This is a genomic window from Micromonospora sp. SD19 (assembly GCF_054462275.1).
Genome location: NZ_JBTLMN010000004.1, coordinates 113331 through 124728 on the forward strand (window position 1 = coordinate 113331; position 11398 = coordinate 124728).

Annotated in this window: 12 protein-coding genes; 6 read left to right on the top strand and 6 right to left on the bottom strand. The window is 70.8% G+C overall.

The genetic code is table 11. The features are described from left to right. Positions 1–22: 22 nt before the first annotated feature. The 3 genes from ACX27O_RS16080 to ACX27O_RS16090 are packed head-to-tail and all read right to left on the bottom strand — an operon-like array spanning position 23 to position 2453. Entirely contained in the window at positions 23–877 is an 855-nt protein-coding gene (locus ACX27O_RS16080) for a hypothetical protein (RefSeq protein WP_458939686.1), read from the bottom strand. Continuing rightward, complete coding sequence (locus ACX27O_RS16085) at positions 878–1531, bottom strand: SigE family RNA polymerase sigma factor (RefSeq protein WP_210864770.1); 654 nt, start codon at positions 1529–1531, stop codon at positions 878–880. It lies immediately after the preceding gene. 4 nt (positions 1532–1535) lie between these two features. Next, the gene (locus ACX27O_RS16090; RefSeq protein WP_458939687.1) at positions 1536–2453 is read right to left on the bottom strand and encodes a hypothetical protein; all 918 of its coding nucleotides are present in this window, start codon (positions 2451–2453) and stop codon (positions 1536–1538) included. Positions 2454–2676: 223 nt separating this feature from the next. On the opposite strand from ACX27O_RS16090, the gene ACX27O_RS16095 reads away from it, so the two are divergent. Beyond that, complete coding sequence (locus ACX27O_RS16095; RefSeq protein WP_030329811.1) at positions 2677–3258, top strand: NADH-quinone oxidoreductase subunit B; 582 nt, start codon at positions 2677–2679, stop codon at positions 3256–3258. A 59-nt stretch (positions 3259–3317) separates the two neighbouring features. Here the strand turns inward: ACX27O_RS16095 and ACX27O_RS16100 are convergent, their stop codons facing one another. Then, a complete protein-coding gene (locus ACX27O_RS16100; protein ID WP_030329812.1) occupies positions 3318–4241 on the bottom strand; it encodes a hypothetical protein in 924 nt (307 codons plus the stop codon). Between the two features lie 177 nt (positions 4242–4418). Between ACX27O_RS16100 and ACX27O_RS16105 the strand changes: the two genes are divergently transcribed. Beyond that, positions 4419–5735, top strand: coding sequence for a DUF2252 domain-containing protein (locus ACX27O_RS16105; protein ID WP_030329813.1), 1317 nt, complete (start codon positions 4419–4421; stop codon positions 5733–5735). A gap of 16 nt (positions 5736–5751) precedes the next feature. Here the strand turns inward: ACX27O_RS16105 and ACX27O_RS16110 are convergent, their stop codons facing one another. After that, complete coding sequence (locus ACX27O_RS16110; RefSeq protein ID WP_030329814.1) at positions 5752–6798, bottom strand: glucose 1-dehydrogenase; 1047 nt, start codon at positions 6796–6798, stop codon at positions 5752–5754. A gap of 105 nt (positions 6799–6903) precedes the next feature. Between ACX27O_RS16110 and ACX27O_RS16115 the strand changes: the two genes are divergently transcribed. Beyond that, the gene (locus tag ACX27O_RS16115) at positions 6904–7662 is read left to right on the top strand and encodes an NADH-quinone oxidoreductase subunit C (RefSeq protein WP_210861408.1); all 759 of its coding nucleotides are present in this window, start codon (positions 6904–6906) and stop codon (positions 7660–7662) included. Then, positions 7662–8624 carry a complex I subunit 1/NuoH family protein gene (locus ACX27O_RS16120; protein WP_210861411.1) on the top strand — a complete coding sequence of 321 codons (963 nt, stop codon included), beginning with the start codon at positions 7662–7664 and terminating at the stop codon, positions 8622–8624. The genes ACX27O_RS16115 and ACX27O_RS16120 overlap by 1 nt, the downstream gene beginning before the upstream one ends. A 521-nt stretch (positions 8625–9145) precedes the next feature. Here the strand turns inward: ACX27O_RS16120 and ACX27O_RS16125 are convergent. Continuing rightward, positions 9146–10165: a glutathione S-transferase family protein gene (locus ACX27O_RS16125; protein ID WP_458939688.1), complete on the bottom strand. Its 1020-nt coding sequence runs from the start codon at positions 10163–10165 to the stop codon at positions 9146–9148. Between the two features lie 89 nt (positions 10166–10254). On the opposite strand from ACX27O_RS16125, the gene ACX27O_RS16130 reads away from it, so the two are divergent. Both ACX27O_RS16130 and ACX27O_RS16135 read left to right on the top strand, forming a co-directional pair. After that, positions 10255–10683 carry an ester cyclase gene (locus tag ACX27O_RS16130; RefSeq protein ID WP_030329818.1) on the top strand — a complete coding sequence of 143 codons (429 nt, stop codon included), beginning with the start codon at positions 10255–10257 and terminating at the stop codon, positions 10681–10683. Positions 10684–10786: 103 nt separating this feature from the next. Then, positions 10787–11383, top strand: coding sequence for a NuoI/complex I 23 kDa subunit family protein (locus ACX27O_RS16135; RefSeq protein ID WP_030329819.1), 597 nt, complete (start codon positions 10787–10789; stop codon positions 11381–11383). Positions 11384–11398: the final 15 nt, after the last annotated feature.

An 11398-nucleotide genomic window follows, 5' to 3' on the forward strand; every position in this document is an offset into this window, starting at 1 on the left:
ACGGATCCGGTGGCGCGGGCGCTCAACTGGCGGGCAGCTGCAAGGTGGTAGCTGCGGTGTTGTCGCCGGGCGAACGGTCGGCCGGGAACTTTCCGCCCACGTTGGCCCGCACGGTGAGCGCGAAACCGGTGAGGGTCCGGGCCGGCCCGCCCGGGGCGATGTTCACCGTGACGGCGATCTGGTAGGAGCGGGTGCCGCCGAGGGGAATCGGCCCGTCGCCGGTACAGGTCATCGTCTTGAGGTCGTCGGTCTGGCCCTGGTGGAAGCAACCGCCGATGTTCGTGCCCTTCAGACTGATCGTCGCCTCGACGGGAAGCACCACGATCAGGTCCCCGGCGTCGTACGACCGGGTGGCGGCGTTGCCCATCGTGACGTCGAGCGTTCCGGTGTAGGCGGTGTCGGACGGCTCCAGAGTGAGGGAGCGCGGGGCGCTGATCGACAGGTCGACGTACCGGGTAGGGGTCGGCGTCGGCTTCGGCCTGGGCGTGGGGCGGGAACTGGTTGGCCGATCGGTCGGAGGGCTGGCGGAGGGCGTCGCGGTCGGCGTCGACGGACCGCTCGGCAGGGACGTGGGCGACTGGCTGGTGGGACCGGCTGCCAGACTCTCCATCTGGACCGAGGGAAAATCGGTGACCGGCGAGGGGGCGATGACATCGGTGGGCGGCGGAGCGGCCACGGGCCGAACCAGACTCACCCCGCCGACCGCGACGAGCACCGCCGCGGCGATCCCCGACGACACGACCCGGTTGCGAAGCCGGCGGTACGCCCGCCGACGCGGCACGTCCGGATCAGGCTTGTCGACCTGCTGGAAGCCGGCGATGCTCAGCTCGTCGAAGGCAGCCGCCAGCCAATCAGCTCGCTCGTTGCGCTGCTCCATCTAGTCCGCCCTCCTTCCGGTCGGGCCGCCGTCGACGGTCGCGGGTTGTCGGCTCGAGAGTCCGGACTCCTGCTCGGCCAGACGATCGGCCAGCGTGGCCCGGGCCCGGTGCAGCCAGGACTTGACAGTGCCGGCCGCCACCCCGCAGTCCTCGGCGATCTCACTGATGGTCAGCTCGGCCAGGTAGTGCAGAACCACCGCGCGCCGTTGGTTCGCCGGCAGGGTCACCAGCGCGGCGGTGAGTGCCACCCGATCCGGACCGGGCCCGTTGACCACCTCCACCCGCTGACGGAGGCTGAACAGCCGGGCGGTGCGCAGGCGACGCCACCGGCTGACCGCGACGTTCCAGGCGACCCGACGGATCCAGGCCACCGGGTCGTCGTAGCGGGAGATTCGGTCCCAGCGGGGCCAGGCCCGGCTGAACGCCTCCTGCACCAGGTCCTGTGCCTCGTTCATGTCCCCGACGAACGCGTACAGCTGCACCACCAGTGGCTGGAAGTGACGCCGGTAGACCTCGTCGAAGCGGGGACCATCGTCGTGCGGGACCGCTCCGCTCACCTCGATGTGCAGAAGCGCGGGAGCCGTCACCGGATCGGGTGCGGCGGGGGTGCGCGGCCGCAGGAACCCCTGCGGCCGCGCCTCCATCGAGGACATTCGGTCAGCCGGCGGTGACGGCGAAGGTGGCGATGTTGTCGGCCGGGTCGACGTCGGGCAGCTGGCCGCTCCAACCAAAGTTGCCGTACATCTGCACCGAACCGGTGCCGAGGTCACCGGGAGACACCTCGGCGGGTGCCCAGATCAGCAGGGCTATCGTTCGCTCCTCACCGGGCATGAATTTCCCGCCGGCCACCATGCAGTGCGCCGTGCAGACGTCCGCGGGTTCGGTGCCACCGATATCGACCCCACGTGGCAGAGTCGGAGCGAGCCAGTACGCGTCGTGTGCCGCGTCGCCCGCGACCCGGACGGTAATCGGCACCCGCCCGAACCAGCTGCCGTCCTCCTGCCGCGTCATGGTGGCGGAGCCGGCGCTCGCGGCCGCGTCCGCGATGGTGTCCCGCACGTACGGGCGGGGGGCGCGCAGTGAGCCCGTCGTCGAGCGGAACAGCGCGGAGAAGGCTGCCGTGTCGTTCGCGGGGTTCCGGTCTCCGGTCTCGATGGCGACCTTTCCACCGGGGGTGACCATCGCGTACGGCCGGGTGGTGGTGAGCACCCGGAAGTCAACGGTGAACGTTCGCCGCTCACCCGGTTGCAACGCGCCGCCCGGCACGCCGCAGTAGATCGTCCGGGCCGGCTGTGGCACCCCGAAATTGCAGGGATCGGCGGGGTCGAGCCCGTCGAAGGCGCCAGGGACCGGTTCGGTGACCGCCAGATTGAGGTACGCCGCGTCGTGGCCGCGGTAGTTGACTGTCACCGGAAGGCTGCCCACGTACCCCCGGTCGGTCGGCTCGAGCACCAGCCGGCCGGCCGAGACCGCCGTGTCGCCCGGGCCGGCGACCGCCGGCCCCGACAGACCGGTCAGCGCGACCCCCGCGCCCAGGACACCGGCCAGCAGCCGGCGGGTGATGGTTCTGGTCATTCGTGTCTCCCCGTTCCCCGTAGTGCCGCCCCATGGCTCCGGTGGCGGTGATGCGAGCAAGACACCCGACGGGCCCCGCAACGGTTGCAGGCCTCGCGCCCGTCGGGTTGTCAGGTGCGTGACAGGCTGCGGGGCTGTGCGAACCAAGGGATCGTGACCGGCCCCAACGGGTACCCGCCGGAGCTGTGATTGACTGTTCGACGGGGGTAGGAGGGAGGCGGTCGTGCAGCTGCCGGCAGTGCTCGGTGAGCCGATCCGGTTCGTGCTGAACTGGGGGCGCCGCTACTCGCTCTGGGTGTTCAACTTCGGTCTGGCCTGCTGCGCGATCGAGTTCATCGCCACCAGCATGGGTCGGCACGACTTCATCCGGCTCGGCGTGATCCCGTTCGCCCACGGCCCCCGCCAAGCCGACCTGATGGTGGTCTCCGGCACGGTGACCGACAAGATGGCGCCGGCGATCAAGCGGCTCTACGACCAGATGCCCGAGCCGAAGTACGTCATCTCGTTCGGCGCCTGCTCCAACTGCGGCGGCCCCTACTGGGACTCGTACTCGGTGACCAAGGGTGTCGACCAGATCATCCCGGTCGACGTGTACGTGCCCGGCTGCCCGCCCCGGCCGGAGGCGCTCCTGCACGGCATCCTGCGCCTGCAGGAGAAGATCGCCGCCGAGCAGTCCGGCATCGGGGGTGTGCCGCAGCGGGACGTGCTGGCCGCGCCGCTGGACGCCCCGCCCCGCGAGGCCGCCGCACCGCGCTCGGTCGACTCGCTCACCGCCGCCCCGGTACGCCCACCCGCCGGGAGCTGACGGCGGTCAGCCACCACCCGGAACTGGTCCGGGCGGCGGCCGACCGTCGCACCGTCAGGTCAGCTGGCTGCCACGGCCAGGTTGAACGTGACGGTGTTGTCGCTCGGGTCGACGTCTGGCACCGTCTCGTTCCAGTAGTGGGTGGCCAGCGCCACGGTGATCGGGGTCGACTCGTCCGCCGGGTCGGTCGGTCGGCTGATGAACAGCGCCACGTCTCGCTCCTCACCCTGCATCAGCAGCCCGCCCGGCACGAAAGCCTGGGAGCCATACACCGGGCCATCGAAAGGCTCGGTGAAGAGGATCATCGACCCGGCGGGCAGCTGTGCGGCGGTGAGTGAGTTGCCGAGCTGGCGGGCGTCACCGGCGTACCGGACCCGGAGCGGCACCCGCCGGGTGTTCTCGGGGCCGTCGGTCACCGGCCCGATCACCTGGACGGACGCGTTCGCCTGGGTGTCCTGCACGTACGTCTGCGGGCGGGCGAGCTTGCCGTCGAGGGAGCGGAACTGCGCGCTGAACGGAACGGTGCCCAGCGATCCGGTTTCGTACGAGTAGGCGGTGACCAGGCCGCCCGCCGCGATCATCGGGTAGCTCCGGGGGGTGGTCAGCACCTGGAATTCGACAGTTGCCCGGCGGGACTCACCCGGGGCCAGGTCGTTGCCACGCGGCAGGGCGCAGGTGCGGACCAACAGCCCTTCCTCCACGCCGTCGGATTCGCAGCGTGACTCCGCACCCCCGGAGAATGAGCCCGCCACCGCCTCCCGGATCTGGAAGTAGAAGCCCTGGGTGCTGTCGCTGTTGTTGGTGATCGTCACCCGAAGGCTGCCCCGGTAGCCGCGTTCGGTCGGTTCGAGCACCAGCCGGCTCAGCGAGAAGGTGGGCGCATCCGCCGCGGCCGGTGCGGCCGTGGCCGGTACGGCCCAGCCGATCGTCGCGGTCAGGCCGAGCAGTGCGGCGGTGAGCAGGGTCCCCGTTTTTCGGTACATGTATCTGGTCCTCCAAGGTCGACGCCCGGCGAGGGGACCTGCCGCCGCCCGTGGCGACGACACGATCGACGGACGTAACCGTGGAATCCGGGCCCCCGCTCCGTGACCCAGACAGCATCATCGATGGCCGGGTCGTTCGCCACCCCGTTATGGACCCGCCGCACTAGCCTGCGCAGTATGAGCAGCTCAGCTGACCAGCGCTCCGCCCACATCGTCGACGTGCTCACCGAGGAGTTCGGCGCGTCGATGGCGATCGACCCGGCCGCCTTCCGCCGCAAGTTCCGCAAGATGGCGGCTTCGCCGTTCGCGTTCTACCGGGGCAGCGCCGCGCTGTTCTACGCCGACCAGCTCGGCGACTTCGCCGATGACAGGTATCTCGACGAGCGGACCAGCCGGGTGTGGATCCACGGTGACCTGCACGCGGAGAACTTCGGCACCTACATGAACGCCTCCGGGCAGCTGGTGTTCAACGTCAACGACTTCGACGAGGCGTACGTCGGGCCGTTCACCTGGGACCTGCGCCGGCTGGCGGCCAGCGTGGCGCTGCTCGGCTACGGCAAGGCGCTCTCCGACACCGCGATCGGGGAGTTGGTGGCCGGCTTCGCCAGGTCGTACCTGACCGAGCTGCGGGCCATCGCCGCCGGCGGTGACGACGCGATCGGTTCGATCACGCTGGACAACGCCGACGGGGTGCTGCGCCGGGTGCTGCAGCGGGCCCGGCTCAACACCCGCGTCGACCTGCTCGCCGCGCAGACCACCATCGACAACTACGAGCGACGCTTCTCCATTGGCGACGGGGTCTTCGAGATCGACGCCGCCACCCGGGACCTGGTCAGCGCCGCCTTCCACGACTATTTGGGCACCTTGCCGGCCGCCTCGACGCAGCTCCGCCCGGTGGCGGCCCGGATCAAGGACGTGGTGCTGCGCAAGGGGGTGGGCATCGGCTCGGCCGGGCTGCCGTCGTACAACCTGCTGCTGGAGGGGCACACCCAGGCGCTGGAGAACGACGTCGTCATCTACATGAAGCAGGCGCAGGTCCCGGCCGTGGCGCGGTACGTCACCGACGAGTCGGTCCGCGGCTACTTCCAGCACCAGGGGCACCGGACCGCCGAGTCGCAGCGGGCGTTGCAGGCGCACGCCGACCCGTGGTTGGGCTTCACCGAGCTGAACGGGGCCGGTCAGCTCGTCGCCGAGGTCTCCCCGTACGCCGCCGACCTGGACTGGTCGGACGTGAACGAGCCGGAGGAACTGACCGGGGTGCTCGTCGACCTGGGTCGGGCGGTGGCCCGGATGCACTCGGTGGCCGACGACGAGTCCAGCCACGACCTGGTGGACTACTCCACCGAGGAGGCCATCGTCGCGGCGGTGGACGCCGACGAGGCGGGCTTCGTCGACCACCTGGTGGACTTCGCGCACGCGTACGGGGTGCGTGCCCGCCAGGACCACCAGCTCTTCGTCGACCTGTTCCGCAACGGGCGCCTGCCGGGCATCTGATCGGGCGCGGCGTCGCTCAGGAGGCGAACTCCAGCACCACCTTGATGTCGTCCGGCCCGGGGGTGTACGCGTCGGCGTACCGGTTCACCGGCACCCGCCTGGTGATCAGTGACTCGAGCCAGACCTGGTCGGCGCGGGCGAGCGCCTGCGCGGCCATGTTCCAGTGCCGCCGGTTCGCGTTCACCGAGCCGAACACCACGTTGTTCTCCAGCACCAGGGACCGGTTGAGCGCCCCGGCGTCGAAGTCGATGATCCGACCACCGCTGGACACCCCGGCCAGGCAGACGATCCCGGTCGGGCCCGCCTTGCACATGACGTCGAGCACCACTGTGGGCGCGCCGGTGCACTCGATCACCACGTCCGGTTCGAAGGGCAGGTCGTTGACCGGCACCGCGTGGTAGGTGGCGCCGAGCCCGGCGACCAGCTCCGGCTTCGGCCCATCGGTGGCCCGGTCCAGCACGTGCACGGCGAGCCCACGTTGGGTGCCGAGCAACGCGGCCAGCAACCCGATCGGCCCGGCCCCGGTGACCAGGACGGTCTGCGGCTGCCACTCGGCCCGGTGCCCGATCCGCTCGATGTGGTCCCACGCCTTCGCCACCACACTTGTCGGCTCCAGCAGCACCCCGACCTGGGCCAGCGCCGGGTCGAGCTTGACCGCGAACTGGGGTTCGATCCGCCACCTGTCGCGGGCGAACCCGGGTAGCGCCTTGATGCCGTGCTCGGTGTACTGGCCGTTGCGACACATGTCCCACTCGCCGACCGCGCAGTTCGGGCAGGGCACCGGGTCGGGATGCCGGACGATCCCGGCCACCAGGTCGCCGGGTTGCACGGTTCCGCTCGGGTCCTCGATCACCCGTCCCAGTGACTCGTGCCCGATGATCAGGCGGTCCGCGCCCGGCGGCGCATCGCCGTACTCCCCGGCGATGATCTCGTGGTCGGTGCCGCAGATCCCCACCGCCAGCGCCTCCACGAGGACAGCGCCCTCCTCGGCAGGCGGTTCCGGCTGATCCTCGACGAGGCTCAGCGAGTTGGCGACCCCGGGTCTCACCGTCACAGCGCGCACGCCCTCATCTTTCCCCGCCGGGACGTGCACCGCGTCCAAAGCCGCGAGATCGGCTGGCGTCGGCGGCGGGCAGGTGCGGGCCCGGCCGGCACTAGGATCAGCGGCATGACTCCCGAAGAGGTCGGCGCTCGACTGGTCGCGCTGCTCGCGCCGGTCGCGGTGACCCCGTCGGTCTCCGGCGGGCAACGGTTCGCCCGGGCCACCGTCGACGTACCTCCGGCGAGCTGGCTGGCCGCGGTGTCCGCCGCCCGTGACGACACCGAGCTGGCCTGCGACTTCTTCGACTGGCTCTCCGCCGTCGACGAGTTGGCCGACGGCTTCGACGTGGTGGCGCACCTCTGGTCGAGCCGACTGCGCCACGGGGTGCTGCTGCGTACCCGGGTGCCGCGCGACGCACCCACCGTCGACTCGGTGGTCGACGTCTACCCCGGTGCCGCCTGGCACGAGCGGGAGACGCACGAGATGTTCGGCATCGACTTCGCCGGCCACGGGGAGTTGCTGCCGCTGCTGTTGCCCCCGGAGTTCGAGGGGCATCCGCTGCGTAAGGAGTTCGTGCTCGCTTCCCGGGTGGCGAAACCGTGGCCGGGTGCGAAGGAGCCGGGCGAGTCCGAGGCCGGCGGAGGACGCCGACCGATCCGTCCGCCGGGCGTTCCCGCTCCGGGCGAGTGGGGGCCCACGCCCACCCCGGCTGGCGCCGGTGGTGTGGGGGAGGGCCCGCGTGGCGGCACCCCGGCCAGACCGGCCGGTGAGCGTCCGGCCCGGCCCGCCCCGGGGGCCCGTCCGGCGCGTACTCCCCGGCCTGCCGGCACCGCCGACGCCCCGGCTCCCGCCGACCGCAGCGACCACGACGGGGGTACGCCCTGATGCCGCTCTGGGTGGAGTTGGTGCTCCGGATCGGCGGCGTGGTGGTCGCGTTCCTCACCCTGCCGTTGCTCGTCGGCCAGGCCGAGCACAAGGTGATGGCGCACATGCAGGGCCGGCTCGGCCCGATGTACGCGGGCGGCTTCCACGGTTGGGCGCAGCTCGTGGCCGACGGGGTCAAGTTCGTGCAGAAGGAGGACATCACGCCGCGCGAGGCGGACCGGGCGGTGTTCCGGCTGGCGCCGGCGGTGGCCCTGGTGCCCTACCTGCTCGTGCTGCTGGTCATTCCGCTCGGCCCGGACGACCTGGTCGGGCAACCGTTGGACATCGGCCTCTTCTTCGTGCTGGCGGTGGTCGGCGTCGGTGTGGTGGCGGTGCTGATGTCGGCGTGGGCGTCGGCCAACAAGTACAGCCTGCTCGGCGGCCTGCGCGGGGCGGCCCAGTTGCTCGGTTACGAGCTGCCGCTGGTGCTGGCCGCCGCGTCGGTGGCGATGGCCGCCGGCACGCTCAGCCTGTCGGGAATCGTCGAGGCCTGGCAGCCGTGGTGGCTGCTCTGGCAGGCACCCGCGATGATCATTTTCTTCGTCGCCGGGCTGGCCGAGATCCGTCGGCCGCCGTTCGACATGCCGGTGGCCGACTCGGAGCTGGTATTCGGCTACATGACCGAGTACACCGGTCTGCGGTTCGCGTTCTTCCTGCTCGCCGAGTACGTCGGCATCGTGGTGATCGCCGCGCTGACCACTGTGCTGTTCCTGGGCGGTTGGCAGGGCCCGTTCGCTGATGACCAGCTCGGCTGGCTGTGGACGCTACTCAAGATCTTCGCGGTCTCTTTCGTGATCATCTGGCTCCGGGTGTCCTACCCCCGGCTCCGCGAGGACCAGCTGCAACGCCTCTGCTGGCTGGTGCTGGTCCCCGCGTCCCTGGCTCAGCTGGTCCTCACCGCGGCCGTCCGCATCGCCCTCTGACCTAGCGCGGCAGTGCCTGGTCTCCGCGCGGCACTGCCCGGCCCTCGCGCGCCGGGTGATCGCGTTCGATCCTGGTTGCAGTGGTGTCGGTCGGCGCGGACAACCACTACATCAGTGATCGAGCGCGATCATCCTGCGCGAGTCGGGCCGGATCGCTCGACGCGGCGCTCTGAGGTGGTCCCGAGAGCCGCTTTCGAGCTGATGTCGTAGACGAATCGTTCGCTGCGGCTGCGGCTGCGGCTGCGGCTGCGGCGGCCGAGATACCGCCCGATGTCACAAACGATTCAGCTCGAAAGCGTCCTTAGCCCACTCCCCGCCCAGGCCCAAGACTGGCGAGCCCGGCCGCCCTCACGTCCCACGCCTGACGACCCCACGCCCCACGCCCGACCCCCGAAGATCCGCGCAACTTCCCCGATGTTGCTGCCTCCGGCAGGCGGGAGACACCAACATCCCTGATGTTGCGCGGATCTTGACGACGAGCCGGGGCGACGAGCGACGAGCCGGGCGGCGAGGTGGGCCGCTCAGCGCAGCGGGGTGTGCGCGGGGTCCACCGGCTCGGCCGGGGGTGGTGGCGGGGTGCCGTCGCCGAAGGGGCGGCCACCGAGCGTTTCCCGGCCGTGCGGGGTGAGCCAGTTGGACAGGTCGGGGCCGAGCGGAACGATGCCGGTCGGGTTGATGTCGCGGTGCACCTCGTAGTAGTGCCGCTTGATGTGGTCGAAGTCGATGGTGTCGCCGAACCCGGGGGTCTGGAACAGGTCCCGGGCGTACGCCCACAGCACCGGCATCTCACTCAGCTTCTGCCGGTTGCACTTGAAGTGGCCGTGGTAGACCGGGTCGAAGCGGACCAGCGTGGTGAACAGCCGCACGTCGGCTTCGGTGATGGTGTCGCCGACCAGGTAACGCTGGTCGGTCAACCGCTCGGTGAGCCAGTCCAGCCGGTCGAAGAGCTGGTGGTACGCCTTGTCGTACGCCTCCTGGCTGCCGGCGAACCCGCACCGGTAGACGCCGTTGTTGACGTCCCGGAACACCACGGCGTTGACCTCGTCGATCTGCTCCCGCAGGTGCTCGGGGTAGAGCTGCGGGGCACCCTCGCGGTGGTACGCCCCCCACTGCGTGGACAGGTCCAGGCTCATCTGCGCGTAGTCGTTGGTCACCACCTGCCCGGTCGGCACGTCCACGATCGCCGGCACGGTGATGCCGCGCTCGTAGCCGGGGAAGCGCTTGAAGTACGCCTCCTGGATGCGCTCGATGCCGAGCACCGGGTCCCGCCCGTCCGGGTCGAGGTCGAAGGTCCAGCTCCGGGCGTCGTGGGTCGGGCCGGCGACCGCCATCGAGATGGCGTCCTCCAGGCCGAGCAACCGCCGCACGATGATCAGCCGGTTGGCCCACGGGCAGGCCCGGCTGACCGCCAGCCGGTACCGGCCCGGCTCGACCGGGTATCCGTCGCGCCCGTCCTCGGTGATCCGGGTGGCGATGTACCGCTGGTCGCGGGTGAATTCGCCGCCCGGCTCGACGTACTTGCCGCCTTTTTCCTCGCACACGTCAGCCTCCCGGTCGTGTTGCTGCCCTGCACCCCATCCTTACCGATCTCCGACCGATCGACGCGGTGAGCCCGGATACCCTCGCCGGCATGACGGATGTGGAGGCGGCGGCCCGGCGGTTCATCACCGATGTGTGGAACGCCCGCCGAGAGGAGTCGGCGTACGAGTTGGTGGCCGAGGAGTGCCCGGGGCTGGGCGGCACCGGCCCGGAGGCGACGTTGGCCTGGCATCGCGAGCGCCGCGCGGCCTTCCCCGACCTGCGCTACAAGATCGTCGACGTGGTCGCGGCCGGTGAGCGGGTGGCCGTGCACTGGCGGGCCGCCGGCACCCACGTCGGGCAGTTCGGGCCGGTGCCGCCGACCGGGCAGGTGGTCAGCTACTCGGGGGCGACGTTCCTGCGCTTCGACCCGGCGGGCCGGATCGTCGAGGTGTGGAGCTGCAACGAGCTGTTCCAACTGCTGCAACAACTCGGTGTCGAGATGCTCCCACCGGCAGCCGTCGGCGGACCCGGGGCGTGATCCGGTTGATCCGCAGCTGACCGTGCTCCTCGGGTGAGCCCTCCGTTCGTGGACCTGTGGGTGGTGGTCGCGCGCGCCGGGGCCACAGGGCAGGATGGTCGACATGAGCGACCCCAGCGAGCGTGGTGACACCAGCGAACGCGGCCTTCCCGGCGCGGGCCTGGTGAAGGGGCTGGCGGTCACCCTCAAGACGATGACCAGCCGTTCGACCACCCAGCAGTACCCGGACACCGCTCCCGACCTGCCGCCGCGCTCGCGCGGTGTGATCGCGTTGTCCGAGGAGAACTGCACGGTCTGCATGCTCTGCGCCCGCGAGTGTCCGGACTGGTGCATCTACATCGACTCGCACAAGGAGGAGGTGGCGGTGCCCGGCGCCGCCCGCCCCCGCCAGCGCAACGTGCTCGACAAGTTCGACATCGACTTCTCGCTCTGCATGTACTGCGGCATCTGCATCGAGGTCTGCCCGTTCGACGCGCTCTACTGGTCGCCGGAGTTCGAGTACGCCGAGTACGACATCAAGGACCTGCTGCACGACAAGGACCACCTCGGTCAGTGGATGGCCACCGTTCCGCCGCCGCCCGCGCACGACCCGAACGGCGAGCCGGCCAAGGAGGAGACCTCCGCCGCGCGCAAGGCCGCCGCCGCACGTCCCGCTCCGCCAGCGGTACGCCCCGACGCCGACCAGGACCCGGCGTCGTGACCGCCCGAGCTGCAG

Bases quoted from the DNA above. Each gene is read 5' to 3' on its own strand.
- ACX27O_RS16100 (WP_030329812.1), bottom strand. From the start codon at position 4,241: ATGTACCGAAAAACGGGGACCCTGCTCACCGCCGCACTGCTCGGCCTG.
- ACX27O_RS16080 (WP_458939686.1), bottom strand. From the start codon at position 877: ATGGAGCAGCGCAACGAGCGAGCTGATTGGCTGGCGGCTGCCTTCGAC.
- ACX27O_RS16085 (WP_210864770.1), bottom strand. From the start codon at position 1,531: ATGTCCTCGATGGAGGCGCGGCCGCAGGGGTTCCTGCGGCCGCGCACC.
- ACX27O_RS16120 (WP_210861411.1), top strand. From the start codon at position 7,662: ATGCCGCTCTGGGTGGAGTTGGTGCTCCGGATCGGCGGCGTGGTGGTC.
- ACX27O_RS16130 (WP_030329818.1), top strand. From the start codon at position 10,255: ATGACGGATGTGGAGGCGGCGGCCCGGCGGTTCATCACCGATGTGTGG.
- ACX27O_RS16105 (WP_030329813.1), top strand. From the start codon at position 4,419: ATGAGCAGCTCAGCTGACCAGCGCTCCGCCCACATCGTCGACGTGCTC.
- ACX27O_RS16135 (WP_030329819.1), top strand. From the start codon at position 10,787: ATGAGCGACCCCAGCGAGCGTGGTGACACCAGCGAACGCGGCCTTCCC.
- ACX27O_RS16090 (WP_458939687.1), bottom strand. From the start codon at position 2,453: ATGACCAGAACCATCACCCGCCGGCTGCTGGCCGGTGTCCTGGGCGCG.
- ACX27O_RS16115 (WP_210861408.1), top strand. From the start codon at position 6,904: ATGACTCCCGAAGAGGTCGGCGCTCGACTGGTCGCGCTGCTCGCGCCG.